The 24,523-nt window shown below is 69.9% G+C and carries 24 protein-coding genes; 12 read left to right on the plus strand and 12 right to left on the minus strand.

The genetic code is table 11. From position 1 onward, the window contains the following. Nucleotides 1-128: 128 nt before the first annotated feature. Entirely contained in the window at nt 129-854 is a 726-nt protein-coding gene (locus tag MXC99_RS05725) for a YebC/PmpR family DNA-binding transcriptional regulator (protein WP_247724544.1), read from the minus strand. Nucleotides 855-998: 144 nt separating this feature from the next. On the opposite strand from MXC99_RS05725, the gene MXC99_RS05730 reads away from it, so the two are divergent. Further along, entirely contained in the window at nt 999-2,504 is a 1,506-nt protein-coding gene (locus tag MXC99_RS05730) for a helicase HerA-like domain-containing protein (RefSeq protein WP_247724545.1), read from the plus strand. 45 nt (nt 2,505-2,549) lie between these two features. Here the strand turns inward: MXC99_RS05730 and metF are convergent, their stop codons facing one another. The 3 genes from metF to ahcY are packed head-to-tail and all read right to left on the minus strand — an operon-like array spanning nt 2,550 to nt 5,731. Then, nucleotides 2,550-3,383, minus strand: coding sequence for a methylenetetrahydrofolate reductase [NAD(P)H] (gene metF, locus MXC99_RS05735; protein ID WP_247724546.1), 834 nt, complete (start codon nt 3,381-3,383; stop codon nt 2,550-2,552). Then, the gene (locus MXC99_RS05740) at nt 3,380-4,237 is read right to left on the minus strand and encodes a TlyA family RNA methyltransferase (protein WP_247724547.1); all 858 of its coding nucleotides are present in this window, start codon (nt 4,235-4,237) and stop codon (nt 3,380-3,382) included. Before MXC99_RS05740 ends, metF begins: the two co-directional genes overlap by 4 nt. A 48-nt stretch (nt 4,238-4,285) precedes the next feature. Continuing rightward, nucleotides 4,286-5,731, minus strand: coding sequence for an adenosylhomocysteinase (gene ahcY, locus MXC99_RS05745; protein ID WP_247724548.1), 1,446 nt, complete (start codon nt 5,729-5,731; stop codon nt 4,286-4,288). 331 nt (nt 5,732-6,062) lie between these two features. On the opposite strand from ahcY, the gene asd reads away from it, so the two are divergent. The 3 genes from asd (at nt 6,063) to MXC99_RS05760 (ending at nt 8,728) form a co-directional block, all read left to right on the plus strand. Next, nucleotides 6,063-6,917 (plus strand): archaetidylserine decarboxylase, encoded by an 855-nt coding sequence (gene asd, locus MXC99_RS05750; protein WP_247724549.1) that lies wholly within the window; start codon nt 6,063-6,065, stop codon nt 6,915-6,917. A 238-nt stretch (nt 6,918-7,155) separates the two neighbouring features. Then, nucleotides 7,156-7,926 (plus strand): hypothetical protein, encoded by a 771-nt coding sequence (locus MXC99_RS05755; RefSeq protein WP_247724550.1) that lies wholly within the window; start codon nt 7,156-7,158, stop codon nt 7,924-7,926. After that, entirely contained in the window at nt 7,811-8,728 is a 918-nt protein-coding gene (locus tag MXC99_RS05760; protein WP_247724569.1) for a methyl-accepting chemotaxis protein, read from the plus strand. Before MXC99_RS05755 ends, MXC99_RS05760 begins: the two co-directional genes overlap by 116 nt. A gap of 65 nt (nt 8,729-8,793) precedes the next feature. On the opposite strand, the gene MXC99_RS05765 is transcribed toward MXC99_RS05760, so the two are convergent. Continuing rightward, a complete protein-coding gene (locus tag MXC99_RS05765; RefSeq protein WP_247724551.1) occupies nt 8,794-10,359 on the minus strand; it encodes a DEAD/DEAH box helicase in 1,566 nt (521 codons plus the stop codon). Between the two features lie 299 nt (nt 10,360-10,658). Between MXC99_RS05765 and MXC99_RS05770 the strand changes: the two genes are divergently transcribed. After that, the gene (locus MXC99_RS05770) at nt 10,659-11,783 is read left to right on the plus strand and encodes a M48 family metallopeptidase (protein ID WP_247724552.1); all 1,125 of its coding nucleotides are present in this window, start codon (nt 10,659-10,661) and stop codon (nt 11,781-11,783) included. Here MXC99_RS05770 and MXC99_RS05775 read toward each other — a convergent pair. From MXC99_RS05775 to cbiB, 3 genes are read right to left on the minus strand one after another with little or no spacing between them, the layout of a single operon-like run. Beyond that, nucleotides 11,752-12,687, minus strand: a complete 936-nt coding sequence (locus tag MXC99_RS05775; RefSeq protein ID WP_247724553.1) for a cobalamin-binding protein — start codon at nt 12,685-12,687, stop codon at nt 11,752-11,754. The genes MXC99_RS05770 and MXC99_RS05775 overlap by 32 nt on opposite strands. Beyond that, the gene (gene cobD / locus MXC99_RS05780) at nt 12,677-13,774 is read right to left on the minus strand and encodes a threonine-phosphate decarboxylase CobD (protein ID WP_247724554.1); all 1,098 of its coding nucleotides are present in this window, start codon (nt 13,772-13,774) and stop codon (nt 12,677-12,679) included. The genes MXC99_RS05775 and cobD overlap by 11 nt, the downstream gene beginning before the upstream one ends. Further along, on the minus strand, nt 13,767-14,726 hold the full coding sequence (cbiB, locus tag MXC99_RS05785) for an adenosylcobinamide-phosphate synthase CbiB (protein WP_247724555.1): 960 nt from the start codon (nt 14,724-14,726) through the stop codon (nt 13,767-13,769). The genes cobD and cbiB overlap by 8 nt, the downstream gene beginning before the upstream one ends. Nucleotides 14,727-14,917: 191 nt before the next feature. Here cbiB and MXC99_RS05790 point away from each other — a divergent pair, with 191 nt between their 5' ends. The 3 genes from MXC99_RS05790 (at nt 14,918) to MXC99_RS05800 (ending at nt 17,898) form a co-directional block, all read left to right on the plus strand. Continuing rightward, on the plus strand, nt 14,918-16,474 hold the full coding sequence (locus MXC99_RS05790) for a cobyric acid synthase (protein WP_247724556.1): 1,557 nt from the start codon (nt 14,918-14,920) through the stop codon (nt 16,472-16,474). Then, nucleotides 16,471-17,316 carry an NADPH-dependent 7-cyano-7-deazaguanine reductase QueF gene (queF, locus tag MXC99_RS05795; protein ID WP_247724557.1) on the plus strand — a complete coding sequence of 282 codons (846 nt, stop codon included), beginning with the start codon at nt 16,471-16,473 and terminating at the stop codon, nt 17,314-17,316. The genes MXC99_RS05790 and queF overlap by 4 nt, the downstream gene beginning before the upstream one ends. 273 nt (nt 17,317-17,589) lie before the next feature. After that, nucleotides 17,590-17,898: a c-type cytochrome gene (locus MXC99_RS05800; protein WP_247724558.1), complete on the plus strand. Its 309-nt coding sequence runs from the start codon at nt 17,590-17,592 to the stop codon at nt 17,896-17,898. A 104-nt stretch (nt 17,899-18,002) separates the two neighbouring features. Here the strand turns inward: MXC99_RS05800 and MXC99_RS05805 are convergent, their stop codons facing one another. After that, nucleotides 18,003-19,139 (minus strand): EAL and HDOD domain-containing protein, encoded by a 1,137-nt coding sequence (locus tag MXC99_RS05805; protein WP_247724559.1) that lies wholly within the window; start codon nt 19,137-19,139, stop codon nt 18,003-18,005. A gap of 19 nt (nt 19,140-19,158) precedes the next feature. Continuing rightward, nucleotides 19,159-20,181, minus strand: a complete 1,023-nt coding sequence (locus tag MXC99_RS05810; RefSeq protein ID WP_247724560.1) for a CDP-6-deoxy-delta-3,4-glucoseen reductase — start codon at nt 20,179-20,181, stop codon at nt 19,159-19,161. A 21-nt stretch (nt 20,182-20,202) separates the two neighbouring features. Between MXC99_RS05810 and MXC99_RS05815 the strand changes: the two genes are divergently transcribed. From MXC99_RS05815 to mobB, 3 genes are all read left to right on the plus strand, one after another. Continuing rightward, nucleotides 20,203-21,126: an NAD-dependent epimerase/dehydratase family protein gene (locus MXC99_RS05815; protein ID WP_247724561.1), complete on the plus strand. Its 924-nt coding sequence runs from the start codon at nt 20,203-20,205 to the stop codon at nt 21,124-21,126. Next, nucleotides 21,114-21,524 carry a CopD family protein gene (locus MXC99_RS05820; RefSeq protein WP_247724562.1) on the plus strand — a complete coding sequence of 137 codons (411 nt, stop codon included), beginning with the start codon at nt 21,114-21,116 and terminating at the stop codon, nt 21,522-21,524. The genes MXC99_RS05815 and MXC99_RS05820 overlap by 13 nt, the downstream gene beginning before the upstream one ends. 133 nt (nt 21,525-21,657) lie before the next feature. Then, on the plus strand, nt 21,658-22,149 hold the full coding sequence (gene mobB / locus MXC99_RS05825; RefSeq protein ID WP_247724563.1) for a molybdopterin-guanine dinucleotide biosynthesis protein B: 492 nt from the start codon (nt 21,658-21,660) through the stop codon (nt 22,147-22,149). On the opposite strand, the gene mobA is transcribed toward mobB, so the two are convergent. After that, a complete protein-coding gene (mobA, locus tag MXC99_RS05830) occupies nt 22,134-22,784 on the minus strand; it encodes a molybdenum cofactor guanylyltransferase MobA (RefSeq protein ID WP_247724570.1) in 651 nt (216 codons plus the stop codon). The genes mobB and mobA overlap by 16 nt on opposite strands. 132 nt (nt 22,785-22,916) lie before the next feature. Further along, the gene (locus MXC99_RS05835; RefSeq protein ID WP_247724564.1) at nt 22,917-23,750 is read right to left on the minus strand and encodes a formate dehydrogenase accessory sulfurtransferase FdhD; all 834 of its coding nucleotides are present in this window, start codon (nt 23,748-23,750) and stop codon (nt 22,917-22,919) included. Between the two features lie 189 nt (nt 23,751-23,939). Between MXC99_RS05835 and MXC99_RS05840 the strand changes: the two genes are divergently transcribed. Then, the gene (locus MXC99_RS05840; protein WP_247724565.1) at nt 23,940-24,419 is read left to right on the plus strand and encodes a DUF3305 domain-containing protein; all 480 of its coding nucleotides are present in this window, start codon (nt 23,940-23,942) and stop codon (nt 24,417-24,419) included. Nucleotides 24,420-24,523: the final 104 nt, after the last annotated feature.

Consider the following 24,523-nt stretch of genomic DNA (forward strand, 5'->3'; position numbering starts at 1 on the left):
GAGAGGCGCTGCCGGTAGGGGGCGCGCGGGCGCCGGGTGGGTTGCCGCGGGCGCAGCCGCGATGCGGGGGGGCACAAGCGAAAAGCGGCGCCGGGCGCCGCTTTTTCGTCGGGCGTGCAGGGCGCAGCTTAATCGACGATCTCGGCCGAGGTATACACCTCCTGCACGTCGTCGAGTCCTTCGAGGGCATCGAGCAGTTTCTGCATGCGCGCGGCCTCGTCGCCGGCGAGCTCGATGACGTTGTCCGGTTTCATCGTCACTTCGCCGAACTCGGCGCTGAATCCGGCCTTCTCCAGCGCTTCCTTGATCGCGGTGAATTCCCACGGCCCGGTGATCACCTCGATCGAGCCGTCGTCGTTGCTGACGACATCCTCGGCGCCGGCCTCGAGCGCGGCTTCCATCAGCGCGTCCTCGTCGGTGCCGGGAGCGAACAGCAGCTGGCCGCAGTGCTTGAACTGGTACGCCACGCAGCCGTCGGTGCCCATGTTGCCGCCGTACTTGGAGAAGGCGTGACGCACGTCGGCGACGGTGCGGGTCTTGTTGTCGGTGAGGCAGTCGACCATCACCGCCGAGCCGCCGATGCCGTAGCCTTCGTAGCGGATCTCCTCGTAGCTCACGCCTTCGAGCTCACCGGTGCCCTTCTTGATCGCGTTGTCGATCTTGTCCTTGGGCATGTTGACGCCCTTGGCCTTGTCCACCGCCAGGCGCAGGCGCGGGTTGAAGCCCGGGTCGCCGCCGCCCATCTTGGCGGCGACGGTGATTTCCTTTGCCAGCTTGGAGAACGCCGCACCGCGCTTTTCGTCCTGACGACCCTTGCGGTGCTGGATGTTGGCCCACTTCGAATGACCCGCCATATGAACCTCGATGTTGCCTGCGCGAATGAAGAGGCCGGCATTATAGCGCCCCGCTTCGGGCTTGCCGGGCTCGTGTCGTGCGGGCGGCAGGCGCGGGGCTGCTACACTTTGCAGACGACATCGTTCGATCCAGGGAGCCCGGGCATGACCGAACCGTTGCTGATTGCGAAAGCCGCCGGCCAGGCGCAGTTCAAGGACCTCCACCTGCTGCCGCGGCTGGCCAACCGCCACGGCCTGATCACCGGCGCCACCGGCACCGGCAAGACGGTGACCCTGCAAAAGCTCGCCGAGTCCTTCGCCGCGATCGGCGTGCCGGTGTTCATGGCTGACGTCAAGGGCGACCTCTCCGGCATCGCCGCCGCCGGCACCGCCTCGCCCAAGCTGCTCCAGCGCCTGGCGGCGATCGGCATCGGCGACTACGTGCCGCGCGCCAACACCACCGTGTTCTGGGACGTGTTCGGCACCCAGGGCCATCCGGTGCGCGCTACCATCTCCGACATGGGGCCGCTGCTGCTCGCGCGCCTGCTCAACCTCAACGACATCCAGAGCGGCGTGCTCACCCTGGTGTTCAGGATCGCCGACGACAACGGCCTGCTGCTGCTCGACCTCAAGGACCTGCGCGCGATGGTGCAGCACGTCGGCGAGAATGCAAAAAGCTTCACCACCGGGTACGGCAACATCTCGGCGGCCTCGATCGGCGCGATCCAGCGCAACCTGCTGGCACTGGAAGAGCAGGGCGGGGACGTCTTCTTCGGCGAGCCGATGCTCGACATCAGCGACCTGATGCAGACCGATGCCGAGGGCCGTGGCGTGATCAACGTGCTCGCGGCGGACAAGCTCTACCACGCGCCCAAGCTCTACTCCACCTTTCTGCTGTGGCTGCTCGCCGAGCTGTTCGAGCAGCTGCCCGAAGTCGGCGACCCGGATCAGCCGAAGCTGGTGTTCTTCTTCGACGAGGCCCACCTGCTGTTCGACGACGCGCCCAAGGCGCTGGTCGACAAGATCGAGCAGGTCGTGCGCCTGATCCGCTCCAAGGGCGTGGGCGTGTATTTCGTCACCCAGAATCCGCTCGACATTCCCGAGGCCGTCCTCGGCCAGCTCGGCAACCGCGTCCAGCACGCGCTGCGCGCGTTCACGCCGCGCGACCAGAAGGCGGTGAAGACTGCCGCCGAGACGATGCGCCCGAACCCGGCGTTCGACGCCGCGCAGGCGATCACCGAGCTCGGCGTGGGCGAGGCGCTGGTTTCCTTCCTCGACGACAAGGGCCGGCCGCAGGTCACCGAGCGTGCGTTCGTGATCGCGCCGGACTCGCGCCTCGGTCCGCTCTCCGAGGCCGAGCGCCGTGCGGTGATCGCCGGTTCGGTGATCCGCGGCCACTACGAACAGGCGGTGGACCGCGAGTCCGCCTACGAGCGGCTGCGCGCCCAGGCCGAGGCTTCCGCCGCGGCCGCGCAGCAGACGGCAAGCCGCGAGGGCGGCGGCGGGCTCAACGACATCCTGTTCGGCTCCACCGGGCCGCGTGGCGGGCAGCGCGACGGTCTGGTGCAGATCGCGGCGAAGACGGTGACGCGCACGATCGGCAGCAGCATCGGCCGCCAGATCGTGCGCGGCCTGCTCGGTTCCCTGTTCGGCGGCGGCAGCCGGCGCTGAGCGCGGCGCCGGCCCGCTGCGGAAACCCGGTCCGGAGGCGGCGGTTCAGGCCGCCAGGCCGAGGCGGCGGCAGATCTCGGTCGTGGGGCCGGCCATGTTCATGCTGTAGAAATGAAGGCCGGGCGCGCCTTCGGCGAGCAGCTTCTCGCACAGCCGGGTCACCACGTCGAGGCCGAAGGCGCGCACCGACTCGGCATCGTCGCCGTAGCTCTCGCAAGTCTTGCGCATCCAGCGCGGCAACTCGGCGCCGCAGGCATCGGAGAAGCGGGCGAGCTTGCTGAAGCTGCCGATCGGCATGATGCCGGGCACGATCGGGATGTCGATGCCGATCTTGCGCGCCGCATCGACGAAGTACAGGTAGGCGTCGAGATTGTAGAAATACTGCGTGATCGCGGCGTTGGCGCCGGCCTCGACCTTGCGCTTGAAGGCGGCGAGGTCGTCTTTCGGGCTTTTCGCCTGCGGATGCCACTCGGGATAGGCGGCGACTTCGATGTGGAAGCGGTCGCCGGTTTCGGCGCGGATGAACTCGACCAGCTCGTTGGCATAGCGGAATTCGCCCGGGTCCTGCACGCCCGAGGGCAGATCGCCGCGCAGCGCGACGATGCGGCGCACGCCGGCGCCGGCGTAGTCCTGCAGGATGGCGCGGATGCTGTCGCGGGTGGAGCCGATGCACGACAGATGGGGCGCGGCTTCGAAGCCGGCGGCGGCGATGTCCCTGACGGTGGCGAAGCTGCGCTCGCGGGTGGAGCCGCCGGCACCGTAGGTGACCGAAAAGAAGGCGGGCTTCAGTGCCGCCAGGCGGGCACAGGTGGTGCGCAGCTTGTCGGCGCCTTCGGCGGTGGTGGGGGGGAAGAACTCGATCGAGATTTCGGTGCTCATGGGGTGTCCGGATCGGTGTCGCCAGCCGGTGTGCGGATGGCATGGAAGAAAAATTCGCGGTTGCCGTCGCCACCGCTGATCGGCGAATCGAACCAGTCGAGGATGATCAGCCCGGCGGCGTGGGCGGCGGCGCGCAGCTTCGCCTCGACTTCGGCGTACAGTGCCGCATCGCGCACGAGGCCGCCCTTGCCCAGGCCTTGCGGACCGACTTCGAACTGCGGCTTGACCAGCGCCAGCATGTGGCCGGCGGGCGACAGCAGGGCCGGCCATTGCGCCAGCAGCAGCGTCAGCGAGATGAAGCTGGCGTCGCACACGAGGAGGTCGAAACCCCGCGGCGGAAAGTGCTCGCCGAGCTCGGTGGCGGTGAGCTGGCGGGCGTTGAGACCTTCGAGCGTGACGCAGCGCGGTTCCTTGCACAGGCGCGGATGGAGCTGGTCGTGACCGACCTCCACGCCGACCACCTTCGCCGCCCCGGCCTGCAGCAGGCAGTCGGTGAAGCCGCCGGTGGATTGGCCGATGTCGAGGCAGACGGCGCCATGCACGTCCAGCCCGCTGCGCGCGAGCGCGCCTTCGAGCTTGAGCGCGCCGCGCGACACGAAGCGGTCGCTGTCGGCGGGAGTCACGGTCAGCCGAGCATCGGGCGGCAGCGCCAGCGCCGGCTTGGTGACCGGCTGGCCGTCATGGCTGACGCGGCCGGCCTCGACCAGCGCGCGCGCCGCAGTGCGCGAGGGCGCCAGCCCCTGGGTCACCAGCAACTGGTCGACGCGCAGCAGACCGTGGCGGTCGGCGGCGGTGCGCCCATGTGCGGCCGGGCGCGGCTTGCCCTGGCGGGCATGGAAGGCGTTCATGCTCATGGCGAGCTCCCGTCTGCATCGCAGGCCGTATCGTGCCCTGGCCGCTGCTCAATAGCGATAATGCTTCGCCTTGTACGGCCCTTCGACCGGGACGCCGATGTAGGCCGCCTGCGCGGGGGTCAGTACGCTGAGTTCGGCGTTGAGCTTCTTCAGCTGCAGGCGGGCGACTTTTTCGTCGAGGTGTTTGGGCAGGGTGTAGACCCCGACCGGGTAGTCGGCGGTGCGCGTAAACAGCTCGATCTGCGCGATCGTCTGGTTGGCGAACGACGAGCTCATGACGTAGGACGGATGGCCGGTCGCGCAGCCGAGGTTCACCAGCCGGCCCTTGGCGAGCAGGATGATGCGGCGCCCGGAGGGGAAGATCACGTGGTCGACCTGCGGCTTGATCTCTTCCCACCGGTACTGCTCGATCGAGGCGACGTCGATCTCGTTGTCGAAGTGGCCGATGTTGCAGACGATGGCTTGGTCCTTCATCCTCACCATGTGCTCGTGGGTGATGACGTGGTAGTTGCCGGTGCAGGTGACGAAGATGTCGGCGTGTTCGGCGGCGTAGTCCATGGTGACGACACGGTAGCCTTCCATCGCCGCCTGCAGGGCGCAGATCGGGTCGATCTCGGTGACCCAGACCTGGGCGGAGAGCGCGCGCAGCGCCTGCGCCGAGCCCTTGCCGACGTCGCCGTAGCCGCAGACGACGGCGACCTTGCCCGCAATCATCACGTCGGTGGCACGCTTGATGCCGTCGACCAGCGACTCGCGGCAGCCGTAGAGGTTGTCGAACTTGCTCTTGGTGACCGAGTCGTTGACGTTGATCGCGGGGAACTTCAGCTCGCCCTTCGCGTGCATCTGGTACAGGCGGTGCACGCCGGTGGTGGTTTCTTCGGTGACGCCCTTGATCTGCGCCAGGCGGCTCGAGTACCAGCTCGGGTCGACCGCGAGCTTGGCGCGGATTGCGGCGAAGAGGATTGTTTCCTCTTCGGAGCCGGGCTTCGCCAGCACGGCGATGTCCCGCTCCGCGCGCGCGCCGAGGTGGAGCAGGAGCGTCGCGTCGCCGCCGTCGTCGAGAATCATGTTCGAATACACCGGCGAGCCGTCGGCCGTCGCCGGCCACTCGAAGATGCGGTGGGTGTAGTCCCAGTAGTCGGCGAGCGACTCGCCCTTGACCGCGAACACCGGGATGCCTTCGGCAGCAATTGCGGCGGCGGCGTGGTCCTGGGTCGAGAAGATGTTGCACGAGGCCCAGCGCACGTCGGCGCCGAGCGCGGTCAGGGTCTCGATCAGCACCGCGGTCTGGATCGTCATGTGCAGCGAGCCGGTGATGCGTGCGCCGCGCAGGGGCCGGGCGGCGGCGTATTCGTCGCGGATCGCCATCAGGCCGGGCATCTCGGTTTCGGCGATGCGGATTTCCTTGCGCCCCCAGTCGGCGAGGGTGAGGTCGGCGACGACGAAATCGGTGAATCCGGAAGCGGTTGCGGGTGTGTCGGCCACAGCGTTCATGTGAAGCTCCTTGCCAGGGCCGGGCGGGGACGGGGCGGAGAGCGGGCGCAGTGCGCGCGCCGCTTCGTGCTCACCCGGCATCCCGAACCCGGCGGGGGTTGAGAATGATCAGCAGGGTGAGCGCCGTTGTGCCGCTACCCGCCGGGGGGCGGCGGGGTCCGAGCCTGGGGACCGGACCTGCGGTGGCAGGCCGGCGCCTCGCAGCGCTCCTCGGAGAGGGCGGATTATAGCGAATCCGCGCCCGTAGTTGGCAGCGCTTCGAGCCTGTTCCGGCGGGGGGGAGCGGGGCGGGCGATATAATGGGCGCTTTTCGACGAAGGTGGGTGTTGCCGTGTACGAACGCTTATTCGTAGCCTTGCAGCATGTCCTGCCCAAAAAGCTGCTGACCCGGTGTGCCGGCAGGCTTGCAGGTATGCACGGCGGGCGGGCGACCGCCGCCTTCATCGGCTGGTTCGTGCGCCGCTATGGGGTCGACCTGAACGAAGCGGCCGATCCCGACCCCGGCAGCTACGCTTGCTTCAATGACTTCTTCAGCCGTTCGCTGCGCCCGGGCGCCCGCCCGCTCGCCGACGCCGACTTCCTGTGTCCGGTGGATGGCGCGATCAGCCAGTTCGGCCCGATCGAACGCGACCAGATCTTCCAGGCCAAGGGCCACGCCTATTCCACCGCCGCTCTCGTCGGTGGCGACCGCCGGCTGGCGGCACGCTTCGAGGACGGCGAGTTCGCCACCCTCTACCTCAGCCCGAAGGACTACCACCGCATTCACATGCCGTGCGCGGGCGAACTGCTGCAGATGACTTACGTGCCGGGCGAGCTGTTCTCGGTCAATCCGGCGACCGCACGCGGCGTGCCCGGGCTGTTCGCGCGCAACGAGCGCGTGGTGTGCGTGTTCGAAGGTGAGTTCGGCCCCTTTGCCATGGTGCTGGTGGGTGCGGCCATCGTCGGCAGCATGGCCACGGCGTGGCACGGCGTGGTCAATCCGCCGCGGCGCCCGGACATCGAGAAGCGCAGCTATGCCGACGGTGAGGTGGTGCTGGCGCGGGGCGAGGAAATGGGGCGTTTCCTGCTCGGCTCGACTGTCGTCCTGCTGTTTCCGAAAGGGGTGCTGCGCTTCAGTTCCGAGTGGGGGCCGGCGCGGGCCGTGCGCATGGGCGAGGCGATGGCGCAGCTGCGCCGCGCGGGCTAAGTCCGCGCGACGCCGCCGGAGCCGCAGGCGGCGGGCATGCCGATCCGATTGGCCGGCGGCGGGAAAGGGCCGTTACAATGCGCTTACATTTTCACGCCGCGCTGCCGGCGCATTGCGCCTCCGCTGTATCCGCCCCGGGGTGTCGAGCCGTTCTGGCACCTGCGGAATTCCCGCTACGCTTCTTTTCCGGCCCCACACCATGAAACCCACGGCAAATTCCCCCAGGATCAGGATTTGGGTGCAGCTGCTGCTGACCATCGGCATCGCGCTGTTCGTCGTATGGACCGCGGTGATCGTCTGGCAGAACCACGTTTACCGGCAGGCCGCGCTGAGTCAGGCCGAGGAATTCTCCCGCAGCATGCACGAGGCGACGATGGCCGGCCTGACCGGCATGATGGTAACCGGCACCATCGGCCAGCGTGACGTCCTGCTCGACCAGATGAACCAGCTCGGCTCGATCCGCGACGTGCGCGTGGTGCGCGGCACCGCGGTGATCGAGACCTTCGGCGAAGGCACGGCCCACGATGCCCGGCCCGATCGCAGCGAACAGTGGGTGCTCGACAATGGCCGTGCCCTGAGCGTGGTCGAGTCGGATGGCAAGGGCGAATACCTGCGCGTGGTCCGCCCGGCACTGGCGCAGCAGGATTACCTCGGGAAGAACTGTCTGAGCTGCCACCAGGTCGCCGAAAACAGCGTTCTCGGTGCGGTGAGCATGAAGGTCTCGCTCGACAAGGTGAATGCCGACCTCGCCGCCCAGCGCTGGAAGTCGATCCTGATGGCTGGTCGTCACCAGCATCCCGGTGCTGCTGCTGATCTATCCGTTCATCTGCAAGGTGGTCACGGTGCCGCTGCGCTCCGGCGTACAGGTGGCGCGTGGCATCGCCGCCGGCGACCTGTCGCAGGACATCGCCGTCACCTCCAACAACGAGATCGGCGGCCTGCAGCAGGCGCTCAAGGAAATGAGCGCGAGCCTGCGCCGCATCGTCGGCGAAGTGCGCGGCGGTACTGATGCGATCTTCGCCGCGTCGCGCGACATCGCCAACGGCAGCGCCGATCTCTCCGAGCGCACCGAGCGCCAGGCCGACACCATCCGTCAGATCGCCGGCTCGATGCAGGCACTGACGACTGCGGTCAACCACAACGCCGGCGGTGCACGCCAGGCCAGCGAGCTGGCCGTTTCCGCCTCGGAGGTCGCGCAGCGCGGCGGGGACGTGGTGGCGCAGGTGGTGCACACCATGGACGCGATCGAAGCCTCGTCGCAGAAAGTCGCGGACATCATCCAGGTCATCGACAACATCGCCTTCCAGACCAACATCCTGGCGCTGAACGCCGCGGTCGAGGCGGCACGCGCGGGTGAACAGGGCCGCGGCTTCGCCGTGGTGGCCTCGGAGGTGCGCGGCCTGGCGCAGCGTTCGGCGGGCGCCGCGCGCGAAATCAAGGCCTTGATCGATGACTCGGTGAAGCGGGTCGCCGCCGGCGGGGCGCTGGCGCACCAGGCCGGGTCGACGATGGGCGAAGTCGTGCAGTCGATCCAGCAGGTGACCGAGATCGTCGGCGGCATCGCCGCGGCCAGCGCCGACCAGACTCTGGGCATCGAGCGCGTGACCGCCTCGATCGCCGAGATCAGCGGCGTCACCCAGCAGAATGCGGTGCAGGTCGAACAGGCCGCCGCCGCTGCCCAGGCGCTGGAAGAGCAGGCCGCCCAGCTGGAGGCGGTGGTCGATGTGTTCAGGCTCGACGGCCACGGTCACGCTTCCCCGCGGTCCGCGCTGGAGCGGCTGGACGCTCCGCTGCGGCTGCAGCGCGCCTGAGCCGGGCGCTTCCCGGCAGCCTCGCCGCGCCCGGTTCGAGCCGGCGCCCGTCCGGGCGCCGGCGCTTAATTCTTCCCCGGCTTGGCGGAAAACAACGCCGCGCGCTGCTGCGGGCGGTTGCCGCCGGCTTCGCCGCGGCGCGGCGCGGAAATGCGGTTGCCGTCGACGTCCGGGCGGCGGTTGCCGTGTTCGGCGCGGTTGCCGTTCACTTCGGCGCGCGCCGCCGGCTGGCGGTTGCCGTCGATTTCACGGCCTTCGGCCTGGCGCGGGGCGCGGTTGCCATTCGCCTCGCCGCGCGGCGCCTGCGGACGGCCGCCGGGTTTGCCCGGCGTACCGGCGCGGGTGCCGGCCGGGCGCTCGCCACTGCGCGCCGCAGCCTGACGCGCCGGCGCCTGGCTGCGGCTACGCTCCGGACGGTTGCCGCCGCGGCGCGGCAGCGGGTCGCGCTGGTGGTCGGCGTCGTGGGCCGCCTCGGCGCCGGCGCTGGGCACGAAGTCTTCGGCAGTGACGCGCTCGATGCGGCGCTTGATCAGGCGCTCGATCGAGCTCAGCAGCTTGATCTCCTCGCTGTCGACGAGCGAGATCGCGTTGCCTGCGGCACCGGCACGGCCGGTGCGGCCGATGCGGTGCACGTAGTCTTCGGGCACGTTCGGCAGCTCGAAGTTCACCACCTGCGGCAGCTGGTCGATGTCCAACCCGCGCGCGGCGATGTCGGTGGCGACCAGCACCGGCAGCGAGCCGTCCTTGAACTGGGCGAGCGCACGCGTGCGCGCGGCCTGGCTCTTGTTGCCGTGGATCGCGGCGGCGCCGATGTCGTGCTTGCTGAGGTATTCGGCGAGCTTGTTGGCGCCGTGCTTGGTGCGGGTGAATACCAGCGCCTGGAACCACTGCTTTTCCTTGATCAGGTGGGCGAGCAGTTCGCGCTTGTGCTTCTGCCCGACCTGGTAGACCGCCTGGTCGACGCGTTCGGCGGTGGTGTTGCGCGGCGCCACTTCCACCGTGCCGGGATTGTGCAGGAGGCCGCCGGCGAGCTGGCGGATCTCGTCGGAGAAGGTCGCCGAGAACAACAGGTTCTGGCGCTTTTTCGGCAGCAGGGTGAGGATTTTGCGGATGTCGCGGATGAAGCCCATGTCGAGCATGCGGTCGGCTTCGTCGAGGACCAGGATCTCGACGCCGGAGAGGTCGAGCGTCTTCTGGCCGACGTGGTCGAGCAGCCGCCCCGGGGTGGCGACGAGGATGTCGACGCGCTTTTTCAGCGCCGCGATCTGCGGGTTGATGTTGACCCCGCCGAACATCACCAGCGAAGCGAGCGGCAGGTGCTTGCCGTAGGTCTTCACCGACTCCTCGACCTGGGCGGCGAGTTCGCGGGTCGGGGTCAGGATCAGGCAGCGCGGGCGGCCGGGCGGATGGGGGTGGGCATGGGTCGCGGCCAGCATGTGCAGCAGCGGCAGGGTGAAGCCGGCGGTCTTGCCGGTGCCGGTCTGGGCGGCGGCGAGCAGGTCACCGCCGGCGAGCACCTGGGGAATGGCCTGGGCCTGGATCGGCGTCGGCGTGGAATAGCCGACTTCGCCGATGGCGCGCAGCAGGGGTTCGGTCAGCCCGAGGCTGGCGAAAGTCACTTCGGAATTCATCGATGTTTCCAGCGGCAGTCCGTCGCGCGGATCGACGCGACACCAATCCGGACTGGCAGGGAGGGATCCGGGCCGATTTCTGGCCGCAGGGATCGTTGCAGGGGCGCCGCGATCGATTGGTGCATTCGCGGCGAGCCGGCACTATAAGGGCTTCGGCGCGGATAAGCGAGCCATTTCGGCTGTGCCCGGCGGACGAAAGCGGCTCCAGCAGGCTCGGGTATTTGCATAATGCATAAAATGGGCGATAGTCGGGGCGTTGCCGGGCGGTTCCCCGATCGACCTCCATCCTTTTGATCGAGATGAATCATTTTCAGCTTCGGAAGAGCGTCCCCTCCCTGCGCGCCCGGCTCGCGTACCGGCTGGCGTGGGCAGCGGCAGGCGGGCTGGCGTCGATCGTGGCCTTGTCCGCCCTGTTCATCTATGGCAGTGGCCAGGCGTTTGTCCTGATGTGGGCGGCAGTCGGGCTGGGGCAGCCGCTCGAAACCCTGCTCGCGGCGCTGGCCGGGCTGGGCGGGCTGCTCGCAGCAGGCACGTTGCTGCGCGTGCTGTCGAGCCCCGCACCGCGGATCGAGGGGATCTGCCTGCCGCGTGCGGCGGCGCCGGCGTTCTTCCGGCTGCTCGACAACCTGACCGAGCGCTCCGGGGTGCCGGCGGTGCACTGCGTCCGCATTACCGCCGAGATCAACGCCGCGGTGGTGCAGCGGCCGCGTCTGGGGGGCGTGGGGGGGCTGCGGACCGAACTGCTGGTGGGGTTGCCGCTGGTGCATAGCCTGTCGCCGGCCCAGCTCGCCGCCGTGCTCGCCCATGAGTTCGGCCATCTCGCCGCGCAGCGCTGCGGCTGGTGTGCGCACGGAGCCCACCTGCGGGCGTGGTGGGTGCGCGCGCTCGACGAGGCGTCGGCCTGCCTGCCGCTGCCGAAGGGGGCGATCGACCGCCTGTCCGCGGGGTACTGCGCCGACATGCTGCGCCTGTCGCGCCTGGAGGAATTCGAGGCCGACGCGCTCGCCGCACGCCTGGTGGGGGCGCAGGCGGTCGGCGATGCGCTGGCCGAGCTCAGCCGGCGGGCGGAATTCCTCGAGCACGACTACTGGCCGCGGGTGCTGGCCCGGCATGAGGCCGATGCCGCTTCGCCGGTGCGGCCGTTTCGCGAAATGGGTACCGGCATGGATGCGGGGTTTTCCGCTTCGGCGATGGCTGCCGCGGCGTGGACGGCGGAGGCGGAGGCGGGCGGAGCGCCGTTCCACCCGCCTTTGCGCCGTCGGCTGCGCGCCTTGCGGGTGTCGGCGGCGTGGCGGCCGCAGGAGGCGACATCCGCGGCGCGCCATTTCTTCCCCGAGCTGCTGCCGGCCCTGGCCTGGGTCTTCGATCGGGCGTGGTGGGAGTTCGCCCGCGTCAGGCGCCACCCGATGGTGCTGCCGGACTGACTTCGCCGCGCCGCGCGCGCGCCTGCTCGAGCTGCTCGCAAAGCCGTTGTGCGCCGTCGAGGATGCGCGGCGTGTGGCGCTGGATGCGCTCGGGTGGGATGAAGAACAGGTTGTCGCGGCGCGTCGCTTCGAGCTGCGGCCAGCGTTTCCACTGGTCGAGCCATTCCGGGCGCCCCTCGCCCATGCCGCTGGCGACGATGGCTTCGGGGTCGGCCGCGAGCACCGCTTCGACGCCGATCGTGGGGGCCAGCTGCGACAGCTGGCCGAAGACGTTGCGCCCGCCGCACAGGCGGATCACGTCGGCGATCAGGTGCTCGTCGTTGACGGTCATCAGCGGCCGGTCCCAGATCTGGTAGAAGGTGCGCACCGCCGGGCGCTCGCGGTAGCGCGCGGCGAGCGCGTTGCGGCGTTCGCGGAACGCGGTGGCGGCGGCTTGCGCCGGCGCTTCGCTGCCCGCCAGCCGGCCGAACTGCTCGAGGCTGTGGGCGACCGCATCGAGGCTGCGCGGCTCGTTCAGGTAGACCGGAATGCCCAGCGCCCGGAGGTGCTCGAGCGGCGCGCTGCGGTTGCCGCTCGGCCAGCCGATCACCAGGTCGGGGCGCAAGGCCGCGATCGCTTCGAGGTCGATCTGGGTGTAGCCGCCGACCTGCGGCAGCTTTTTCGCCGCCTCCGGGTAGTCGCTGTAGGCGACCACCCCCACCACCTTGTCGCCGGCCCCCGCGGCGAACAGGATCTCGGTGACGTGGGGGGCGAGGCTGACGATGCGCTGCGCCGGCTCTTTCAGCACCAGCCGGTGGCCGCGGTCGTCGGTGATGTCGACCTGCGCGGCAGCGGGGAGGCCAAGGCTGCAGAGCAGGGCAAGGGTGGCGCCGTGGTGCAGGCGGGGAAAGGTGTCAGCAACCATGTTCTCGGGTCCGGGGCGATGGGGGACTGCCGGCGGGCGCGCTCCCGGAGCGGTGGAGCGCTTCGCCGCAGGCCTGCAGCGCGGCTTCCAGACGCTGCCAGCCGTGCTCGTCCGGCGGCAGGCCGAAGCGCACGGCCGGGGGGGTGTCGAACAGGCGGCTCAGGATGCCGTGGCGTGCCAGGTGCGCATGGAGCGCGGCGGCGTGCGGGGTCGGCACCCACTTGAACAGAGCCGGGCCGTGGACGGGGGCAAAGCCGGTGGCGGTGAGGAGGGCCTGCAGGCGTTCGCCGGCGGCCCGCAGCCGGGTGCGGGTGCGGGCCTGCCAACTGTGATCGGACAGCGCCTGGCGGGCGACGAGGCGGGCAGGGCCGCTCAGGGTCCAGGGGCCGAGCGTGTCCGCCAGCACCCGGCGCAGGTGGGCCGGGGCCAGGACGAAGCCTACGCGCGCACCGGCGAGGCCGAAGAACTTGCCCAGCGAGCGCAGCACCACCAGCCCGTCGACTCCGGCGGCCGGGGCCAGACTGGCCTCCGGGACGGTGTCGATGAAGGCCTCGTCCACCACCAGCCAGCCGCCCCGGCGGGCGAGCCGCGCATGCCAGTCGAGCAGGTGCGCGCGCTCGAACAGGGCCCCGGTGGGGTTGTTCGGCTGGACCAGGACGACGATGTCGCTACGGTCGACGGCCGCGGCGATGTTCTCGGCGCTGACCAGGGCGGGGGCGCAGCCGCGCCAGGCGTGGGCATGCTCGGCGTAGCTCGGTGCGAGCAGGGCGACCCGCGGCGGCGCGGCGGCGCCGTGCCGGGCGCGCGCGGCCCTGCCCGCGGCCCAGGCCGGGAGCAGGGCCGCGGGCAGGGCCTGGATCGCCGGCTGCGAGCCGGCCACCGGCAGCAGCGCCGCGCTGCCGTAATAGCGTGCGGCGGCGTCCTCCAGCCCGTCGTCGTCTTCCGGCAGGCGCTGCCACGCTGCGGCCGGGACCGGCGGTGCCGGATAGGCCTGCGGATTGACCCCGGTCGACAGGTCGAGCCAGGCGGCGAGCGGGATGCCGTGCTCGCGGGCGGCGCGCCGCAGCCGGCCGCCATGCTCAAGCATGGGGCGCTCCCGCGAGCGTCGACAGCCCGGCCTGGATCAGTGCCGCGAGGGCCGCCAGCCCCAGCCACCACCGTGCGCCCCGGCGCACCAGCGCGACCGCCTCGGCGATGCTCGCCGCATCGGCCGGGCGGCCCTCGCCGAGCACCGGGCGATCCTCGGCCCGGCCGTGATAGACCGCCGCGCCGCCCAGGCGCACGCCCAGCGCGCCGGCGCCGGCGGCCATTACCGGCCCCGCGTTCGGGCTGTCCCAGGCGTGCGCCTGCGTCCGCCAGCAGGCCAGGGCGCGCCGGGTGCGGCCGAGCAGCGCATAGGTGAGTGCGGTCAGGCGTGCCGGCAAGGCGTTGAAGAGATCGTCGAGGCGTGCCGCCGCCCAGCCGAAGTGCAGGTAGCGCGGGCTGCGGTAGCCCCACATCGCGTCGAGCGTGTTCGCCAGGCGGAACGCCAGCGCCCCCGCGCCGCCGGCGACGACGAACCAGAACAGGGCGCCGAACACCGCGTCGTTGCCGTTTTCGAGCACCGATTCGGTGGCCGCCCGTGCCACCCCTTCGGCGTCGAGCGCAGCGGTTTCCCGGCTGACGATCCATCCCACCCGCTCGCGCGCCAGGCTCAGCTCGCCGGCCGCCAGGGGGGTGGCGATGGCCAGTGCGTGTTCGGCCAGGCTGCGCCCGCCGAGGGCGAAATAGAGCAGTGCCACATCCACCGGCCAGTGCGCCAGCGGGTGCAGCCCGCGCAGCCACAGCGCCAGCGCGACCCAGGGCAGCACCGCCAGCGCCCAGGCCGCGAGGCCGGCGCGGCGGTTGGCGCCGAGAATCCGCCGACACCCCGCTTCGACGTGCGCCGCCCAGCGCCCGAAGCCGACCAGCGGATGAAAGCGGCGCAGCTCGCCGAACAGCCGGTCGGCGAGCAGCCCGGCGCCCAGTTTGAGCGCGATCGAAGTGGTGGAAAGCAGCATCGGAGCGGAATCGGAGGGCAGGAACAGGCGCCTGTCCGGGACAGGCGCGACGAGGCCGGTTTTTGCGGTGCTTCGGGGACGCCGGCGGAGAGCCGTGCCGGGCGCCTTCCGGAGCCGGCGCGGTGGAAGTCCCGCCCGGTTGCGAATCGGCGATAATCGGACCCTTCGTCAACGCAGGCCGATTCTACGCGATGTCCTCCCCGATCACGCTGATGGTGCAGGGCACCACCTCGGACGCCGGCAAGAGCACCCTGGTCGCCGGACTCGCCCGCGTGCTGCGTCGGCGTGGCCTGCGGGTGGCGCCGTTCAAGCCGCAGAACATGGCGCTCAATTCCGCGGTCACCGCCGATGGCGGCGAGATCGGCCGTGCCCAGGCGCTGCAGGCGCTCGCCGCCGGCGTCGCTCCGCACAGCGACTTCAACCCGGTGCTGCTCAAGCCGGCGACCGACATCGGTGCCCAGGTCATCGTCCACGGCCGCGTCGTCGCGAGCCTGTCGGCAGGCGACTACCATGCCTACAAACCGACGGCGATGGCGGCGGTGATGCAGAGCTGGGACCGCCTGTGCTCGGCCTACCAGGCTGTGCTCGTCGAAGGCGCCGGCAGTCCGGCGGAGATCAACCTGCGCGATCGCGACATCGCCAACATGGGCTTTGCCGAGGCCGCCGACGTGCCGGTGGTACTGGTCGCCGACATTGACCGCGGCGGCGTCTTCGCCCACCTCGTCGGCACCCTCGAACTGCTCTCGCCGTCCGAACAGGCGCGGGTCAAGGGCTTCGTCATCAATCGTTTCCGCGGCGACCTCGGCCTGCTGCAACCGGGGCTGGACTGGCTGGAGGCGCGTACCGGACGCAAGGTGTTCGGCGTGCTGCCTTATCTGCACGGGCTGTTCCTCGATGCCGAGGATGCGCTCGCCGACGGCGCTGCCGACGTCCAGGCCGGGGAAGGTGCGCTGCGCGTGATCGCACCGGCCTGGCCGCGGATCTCCAACCACACCGATGTCGACGCCCTGCGCCTGCATCCGCAGGTCGATTTCCGCTGGGTCGGCCCCGGCCAGGCGATTCCGCCCGCCGACCTGATCGTGCTGCCCGGCTCCAAGGCGGTGCACGCCGATCTCGCCTGGTTGCGTGCGCAAGGCTGGGAGGCGGCGATCGCGCGTCATCTGCGCTATGGCGGCAAGCTGATCGGGATCTGCGGCGGCTTCCAGATGCTCGGCCGCAGCCTCGCCGACCCGCTCGGCCTGGAAGGGCCGCCGGCCACGGTCACCGGTCTCGGCCTGCTCGACATGGAAACTGTGCTCGAACGCGACAAGCGGCTGGAGAATGTGCGCGGCCGCCTGTCCGTGGCCTTGAGCGCTGCGGCCGGTGGTGGCGAAGGCGGAGCGGGGGGTGAAGTCGAAGGCTACGAAATCCACCTGGGTGTGTCGCGCGGTCCGGCGCTGGCGCGGCCTGCCACCCTGCTGCGCACTGCCGGCGGCGAAGAGCGTGCCGACGGCGCGCTGTCGGCGGACGGCCAGATCCTGGGCAGCTACGTCCACGGCCTGTTCGATGCGCCCGGCGCGCTTGCGGTGCTGCTTGCCTGGGCCGGGCTGCGCACCGATGGCGGGGGCGGCGGTTTCGCTCCGGTCGATCTGGCTGCGCGTCGCGAGGCCGATCTGGAACGCCTTGCCGATGCGCTCGAGGCGAATCTCGATCTGGCCGCGCTGTTCGCTCCGCGGCGGCTTCCCGCGCGCCCGGGGGCGCCCGCATGAGCCGGCCCCGTAGCCCCCGCCACGGCGCCGAAACCTCGCTCCTCGGGCAGGCGGTCGCCTACCGCGACACCTATGCGCCCGAGCTGCTGTTCCCGATCGAGCGCCAGCTCAAGCGCGATGAGCTCGGTCTGCGCGCCGGGGCGCTGCCGTTCGTCGGCGAAGACCTGTGGAACGCTTACGAACTGTCCTGGCTCGATGCGCGCGGCAAGCCGGTGGTGGCGCTGGGCGAATTCCGTGTGCCGGCGGCTTCGCCGCGGCTGGTGGAGTCGAAGTCGCTGAAGCTCTATCTGAACTCCTTCAACCAGCAGCGCTTCGCCGCGGTGGAGGCGTTGCGCGTGCGGATCGCGCGCGACCTGTCCGCGGCGGCCGGGGCCGAGGTCGGCGTTGCCGTGACGCCGCTGGCGATGCGCCCGCAGCGCGCTTCCGGCTACCCGCAGGGCGTGTGCCTCGATGGGCTGGAAATCGACATCGATACCTACCAGCCCGAGCCCGGTTTCCTGCGTGCCGGGGGCGCCGAGCGCACCGAAACGCTGTATTCGCACCTGCTGAAGTCGAATTGCTTGGTCACCGGGCAGCCCGACTGGGGCATGGTGGTGGTGCGCTACACCGGTGCCGCGATCGATCGCGCGGGACTGCTGCGCTACATCGTATCTTTCCGCGCCCACAACGAGTTCCACGAGCAGTGTGTGGAGCGCATGTTCTGCGACCTGCTGGCGCGCTGCCGGCCGCGCGAGCTGGCGGTGTGGGCGCGCTACACCCGCCGCGGCGGGCTGGACATCAATCCGTTCCGCGCCAGCCACGCCGGGTTGAGGCCGGACGAGGCGATGGAGGTGCGGCAGTGAGGCGGCGGCGGCGCGCCGGAAGGGCGCAGGATTATAAAGCGCAACAGGGCGTTTCGCCATGGCGCGCAGCATAGGCAAGCTCCCGAGGCTGATTTAAGATCGGCCATCGACAAGACTGCCGGCTGCCGGCTGCTGGACTTCCGGCTGTAGCGTTTTCATCGGTCTTGTCGTGCCGGTCGGTCATGACCGCCGCGCCTTGCTCCCGATGACGGCGATCGCATCGGGTCGCCCTGTCGATGATCGCAACCAACCCAACACCATGAGGAAATGAAGATGAAGCTTTTCGTTGCTGCGGCGGTTGCCGCCGGTCTCCTGTCCACTGCGCCGGCGTTCGCTTCGGCCGAGTTGGCCAAGGCCAAGAACTGTATGGCCTGCCACGCGGTTGACAAGAAGTTGGTCGGCCCGGCCTACAAGGATGTCGCCGCCAAGTACGCCGGCCAGGCCGATGCGGCCGCCAAGCTCGCGACCAAGGTGCAGAAGGGCGGCGTCGGCGCCTGGGGCCAGATCCCGATGCCGCCTAACCCGCAGGTGAACGACGCCGATGCGAAGACGCTCGTGGCGTGGATCCTGTCGCAGAAATAAGCGGGGGAGACGGGGCGCGGACACGCGCCTCCGGGAAATGAAAAAGGCCGGCGCACGCCGGCCTTTTTCATTTCCCGGAGGGTATCCGCCCGGGGCGGCGGCGTTCATGCCTGCAGGCTGTCGGCGAAGCTCAGGCCGATGAGCTGGGCGCGGTTGAGGCGTTCGGGAGTGAAGCCGAATTCGTCGGCGAGGGTGCCGAGCGCGCTGCCGTCGAGGCTTTCGCAGGCTTTGGCCAGACGCAGGAAGGGGGCAAATTCACCGCGGTCATGGAGCAGCGCATCGCTGACGCTGGCGGGCAGGTGGAGTTTGTCGAGCAGGGCCTGCATGGAGGTGCCGAGGAGAACGTGCAGGAGCGAGAATGCGCCGGTGATGAACAGGTTGTCGCGCTCGTCGGCATCGACATGGCCGGCCCCCGCCTCTTCCATGAACCGTCCGCGCGTGATCGCCGTCTGCATCAGCGCCGGGGCGCTCGGATCGCGGCTGTCGGTGACCAGCAGCAGGGACAGCCATTTGTTGAGGGCGTCGTAGCCGAGGATGTTGACCGCGTGGCGGAACGACTGGATTTCGTACATCAGGCCGAAACCTGCGGAGTTGATGTAGCGCAGCAGCTTGTAGGACAGGGCCAGGTCCTGCTTGAGCACGGTTTCGATGTCGCGGATGTCGCCGTTCCTGCGTACCAGGTTGAGCAGATGGACGATCTGCGCGTGCCCCGGCTTGAGGGTCCGGGCCGGCGGGTTGCCGTGCCGGAAGAACCAGCCCGAGGCGCCATCGAAGCCGGCAGCCACGGCCTGGCGGAACGCATCGACGTCGGCCAGGCCCCAGGCCAGCGTCAACCCCGGCGAGTGGGCGGGCACCTGTTCACCGCGCGCGTCCATGAGCACGAAACGCCAGTCGAAATGGGCGGGCAGGGGCGTGTCCGGGGTGAACCAGCTCAGGCACATCGCGATGCCGTCGTCGCGCAGCCGGCTCATCAGCGCCCGGGTGTGCGAATTGGACAGGGTTTGCGCGGGAATTTCGATGGTGACGTTTTCAGGCATTCGCCAGGCCATCAGCTCGGGGGTGGGAACGAGGTCGCCGAGGCTGAGGAAAACGGGGTGATAGCCGGGCCAGACTTCGGCCTGCGCGGCGAGGGCGTCGACCACCGACGCGATGCTCGGGCCATGGGCGATGAGGCGGTTCGCGGTGATCGCGCGGTTCTTGTTGACGACCGGTTCGCGGGTCAGCAGGGTGGTCTGGGGCATCGGGCGCTCCGGCTCCGGTTCAGTTTGTCTGCGGGGCGAAAGTGAAGGCATCGGCGAAGAAGGCGTCTTCGTCCAGGTTGCGGGTGGTGCAAAAGCTGGTGCGCGCCGCTTCGATCATCGCCGCCGCCCCGCAAGCATAGACCTCGTGGCCGCCGAGCTCGGCGAAATCGTCGAGCACGGCCTGGTGCACGAGGCCGCGGCGGCCGTCCCAGCCGTCGCTGGCGGGGGCGTCGGAGAGCACCGGGACATAGCGCAGGCCGGGCAGAGCCGTCTGCCAGCTGCGTGCGAGGGCGTCCAGGTACAGGCCGGCGCGGGTGCGGGCGCCCCAGTACAGGCTGATCGGGCGGCGCATGCCGATGTGGATGGCATGGTCGACGATGCCTTTGATCGGGGCGAAGCCGGTGCCGCCGGCGAGCAGCACGATCGGGCGCGCGGAATCCTCGCGCAGCCAGAAATCGCCGAGCGGGCCTTCGAGGCGCAGGATGTCCTTTTCCTTCATCGTCTCGAAGACGTGGCCGGTGAACCGGCCGCCGTCGATGCGGCGCACGTGCAGTTCGAGGTAGCCGTGCTCGTGCGGCGCGTTGGCGATCGAGAAGCTGCGTCGCTGGCCGTCGGCAAGCAGGATGTCGATGTACTGGCCGGCGCGGAATTCGAAGATTTCGCTGCCCGGCAGCTTGAGGTCGACCCGCATCACGTCGTCGGCCAGGCGCGTCAGGCGGTGCACGCGGCAGGGCAGGCGCTTGACCGGGATGTCGCCCGGGCGGTCGATCGCGCGCGCTTCGACGACGAGGTCGGAGCGCGGCCGGGCACAGCAGAACAGCGCCAGGCCGGCGGCGCGCTCGGCGGCGCTGAGTGCGCCGCCGGCAGGGTGGCCGTGGTCCACTTCGCCCGCGAGCACCTTGCCCTTGCACGCGCCGCAGACGCCGTCGCGGCAGCTGTGCGGCAGCCGTAGCCCGGCGGCGAGTGCGGCTTCGAGCACGGTCTGGCCGTCGTCGGCATCGAAGCGATGGTCCCCCGGCTGAAGTGAAATCCGATGTTTCATGGCGCGTGAGATAATTAAAAAATGAAAAGGATCCTGATCGTCGGCAGTGGTGACGTCGCGCTGCGCGCCCTGCCGTGGCTCGTGCGCCGTTTCCGCGTGTTCGCGCTCGTGCGTCGCGGCGAAAGCGGGGCGGCCGTGCGTGCGGCCGGCGCGGTGCCGCTGCGGGCCGATCTCGATGACCGTCGCAGCCTGGGACGGTTGGCAGGGCTGGCCGAGGCCGTGCTGCACTTCGCTCCGCCGCCTCCGGGCGGGGAAGGCGATCCGCGCACGAAGCGCCTGCTGGCGGCGCTGGCGGCGGGGCGGAGTCTACCACAGGGGGTGGTATACATAAGCACGACAGGGGTTTACGGCGACTGCGCGGGCGCCCGGGTGGATGAAACCCGGCCCTGCCGGGCACGCACCGCGCGCGCCCGGCGCCGGGTCGATGCCGAGTCCCGTCTGCGCGCCTTCGGCCGGCGCTGCCGGGTGCGGGTGGCGATCCTGCGCGCCCCCGGCATCTACGCGGCCGACCGCCTGCCGCTCGAGCGCCTGCGCCGCGGCGACCCGGTGCTTGCGGCCGCGGACGATGTCGATACCAATCACATCCATGCCGACGATCTCGCCCGCATCGCCTGTCTGGCGCTGTTCCGCGCGCGCCCCGGGCGGGCGTACAACGCCAGCGACGATTCCGGCCTGAAGATGGGCGAATATTTCGATGCCGTCGCCGATGCCTGCGGCCTGCCGCACCCGCCGCGGCTGGGGCGCGCGGCGATCGCCGAGCACCTGTCGGCGCTGGCGCTGTCCTTCATGAGCGAGTCGCGCCGCCTTGACAACCGCCGGCTGAAGCGGGAGCTGCGCCTGCGTCTGCGCTACCCGACGGTCGCCGCCGGCCTTGCCGCGCTGCCTCCGGCGCATCCTTCCGAACCCGATCCCCTCGTGGAGCACGATTTCCCATGCCGACCCTGAAGGCGCTGCACATCATCTTCGTCGTGAGCTGGTTCGCCGGCCTGTTCTACCTGCCGCGGCTGTTCGTCAACCATGCCATGGTCGAAGATGACGCTACCCGCGCGCGCCTGGCGCTGATGGAACACAAGCTGTACCGCTTCATGACTCCGCTCGGCATCCTCGCCGTCGCCCTCGGGCTGTGGTTGTGGTTCGGCTACGGCTTCAGCGGCGGCTGGCTGCACCTGAAAACGGCGCTGGTCGTCGGCCTGGTCGGCTACCACCTGTACTGCGGCCGGCTGCTGCGCGACTTCGCCGCCGGGCGCAACACGAAGAGCCACGTCTGGTACCGGGTGTTCAACGAGATTCCGGTGCTGGTGCTGTTCGTGGTCGTGTTCCTGGTGGTGTTGAAGCCGTTCTAGCGCCGGCGGGACGGACCGCGGGCGATGGCGGCGCATTGACCGCCCATCCGCGCGCCGGGCCGAAGCATCGCAATGCAGTGGCTGCGCCTTCCGTGCGTGGCCGAAACCGGAATACAAGGACAGACTGAACGACATGAACGTGATTGGATTCGCCGGCTGGTCCGGCAGCGGCAAGACCACGCTGGTGGAGCAGGTGGTCGGGGTGCTGAGCGCGCGCGGGCTGGCGGTGTCGCTGGTCAAGCACGCCCATCACCGCTTCGACATCGACCACGAAGGCAAGGACTCCTGGCGCCACCGCCAGGCCGGCTGTCGCGAAGTGCTGGTCAGCTCGGACCAGCGCTGGTCGCTGACGCGCGAGCTGCGCGGTGCGCCCGAGGCCACGCTGGACGAGCTTCTCGGCAAGCTCGGCGACTGCGACCTGGTGCTGGTCGAAGGCTTCAAGCGTGCGCCGATCCCGAAGATCGAAATACGCCGCGCCGTGGTCGGCGAGCCGCTGCTGTTCCCCGGCGACCCGCACATCGTCGCCGTCGCCACCGACGCGCCGCTCGCCACCGCGCTGCCCCAGCTCGACATCAACGATCCGGCGCAGGTCGCCGATTTCATCGTCGCCTACTTCGAGCGCTGAGCCGGCAGCGCCTTTGCCGCGTCGGCCAACTCGGCGCGGGTATTGATGTTGCGGAACGCCGCTTCCTGGTCGTCGAAGGCGACTTCGACCACGTTCAGGCTGCCGTACCAACGGTCGATCTTGCGTCCGCCGGCGGCGAGGAAGTCGCCGAGATGTCCGGCCAGCTCGCGCCGGCACAGGCAGAACACCGGATGGGCCTGGTCGAAGGTCTTCGCCACCGCGAGGTCGGCGCCGGCCGCGTGGAGCGCGGCGGCGAGCCGGGCGACGAGGTCGGCAGGTAGGAACGGCGAGTCGCAGGGAGCGGTCGCGACCAGCGGGTGGCGGGCGCGGACCAGCGCCGCGTGGAGGCCGGCGAGGGGGCCGGCGAAGCCGCCGACATCGTCGCCGAACACCGGGTAGCCGAAGGCTGTCCAGGTGTCGAGGTTCTGGTTGGCGTTGATCAGCAGCTCGTCGACCTGGGGGGCGAGGCGTTCGAGCGCGTGGGCGGCCATCGGCCGGCCGGCGAGCTCGACCAGGCCCTTGTCGACGCCGCCCATGCGGCTGCCCTGGCCGCCGGCGAGGAGCACGCCGGTGATCCTGTGCTCGGCGGGGCGGGGGGACGGGTTCTGCGGCGAAACGTCGTTCTGGGTCTGCATGGTCATCTTCATCGGGGAGATCGGTCGGGGGGAGGCTGAGCCGCTGCCGGGCGCGCGCGCGGCGGGGAAACGGCGCAGCAGATCGAAGAGGCGGCCGGAGGTGCGAAAACAGGGCCGGATCGGGCGGGGCGCTTAGTCGCGCTCGAAGCGGTCGGCGCCGGTAAACAACAGGTAGTGCCTGCCCTGCGCGCGGCCGATCATGGTGAGGCCGATCTTCTGCGCGATCTGCCAGCCCATATGGGTCAGGCCGGAGCGCGACACCAGGAAGGGAATGCCCATCTGCGCGGTCTTGATCACCATTTCCGAAGTCAGCCGGCCGGTGGTGTAGAAGATCTTGTCGGCCCCGCCCACCCCGTCGAGCCACATCTGGCCGGCGATCGCGTCGACCGCGTTGTGGCGGCCGACGTCCTCGAAGAACATCAGGATTTTGCAACCGTCCGGCGTGGCCCGGGCCAGCGCGCAGCCGTGGACCGCGCCGGCCTGCTTGTAGATCGATTCGTGGTGGCGCACCGCCTCCATCAGCGCATAGAGCGTCGATTGCTTCAGGTGGCGGCCGTGGGGCAGGCGGACCTGGTCGATCTCGTCCATCAGCCCGCCGAACACCGTGCCCTGGCCGCAACCGGTGGTCACGGTGCGGCTGCCGAGCTTTTCGTCGGCCTCGTGCAGGCCACCGCGGGTGGTGACTGCGACCGCGTCCACCTCCCAGTCGACCTGCACTGCGGCGATCTCGTCCAGGCTCTTGACCAGGCGCTGGTTGCGCAGCCAGCCGATGGCGAGTGCCTCCGGCGCGGCGCCGAGCGTCATCAGGGTGACGATCTCGCGCTTGTCGACGTAAAGCGTGAGCGGGTGCTCGCCGGCGATCGGCGTCGGCACGGTCGTGCCGTGCTCATCCACGGCAGGAATCTCGACGGTGAGCGGGCGGCTGGCCCGGCTCAGCACAGGGCGAAGGGGAAGGTGGGCGTCCATCGGTGCCATCCTCGGCAGGGCTGGACACCGATTGTAGCGGGATGGCGGCGTGTGGACACCCCGTGCCGGGAGTAAGCGGAATCCCGCATCGCAAAAAGCGTGTCGACAACCTATGCTTCATGAAACATAGGTGTCGTCGCTGTTCGATGCGCAGCGTGTGTGCGCCCGTTTTCCATGGGGTGAAGCGCGATGAAGCAGTTTCCGATTGCGGTGGTCATGGAGCGCCGCCGCCTGGACAACCTCTGGGTGGATGAGGCCTGGGAGGCGGTCGGCGTGGTGCCGGCTTTCGAAGAGGCCGATCCTGCTCCGCGCCAGATCGTCGCCGAGACCGAGCGCGCGCAATGGCGGGTGGGCGGCTTCGCCCTCGAGCTGTTCCGCGACGAAGCGGAAAACTATTTCAGCAATCTCAGCGCACCGGTGCCCAAAGTGTTCGTGATGTGGCGCCGGGAGGGCGAACTGGCGCTGCCGGCGGCGGTGTCGGTGAGCTATGGCGAGGCGGCGCGCTGGCTGGATGCGGGCGAGCAGGTCGATGGCGTGCCGATGTCGCGCGAAGTCGCCGACTGGGTGGGTGAATTCGTCAATACCCATTACCGCCCCGAACCGCGCCGGAAAGTCAGGCGCAACGACCCCTTGGCCCAGGACCGGGTGGCATCCGGAGGGCAGGCATGAGACACCCTGTGTCAACCCCCGGCGGTTTGAAGGAACGGCTTAGCTGCGCCGTGGTTGGCGACGTCATAGGGCTTGCGATCGGTCCAGGCACGCCAGAGCACACG

The sequence above is a fragment of the Thauera aromatica genome, assembly GCF_023093595.1.
GTDB lineage: Bacteria > Pseudomonadota > Gammaproteobacteria > Burkholderiales > Rhodocyclaceae > Thauera > Thauera aromatica_A.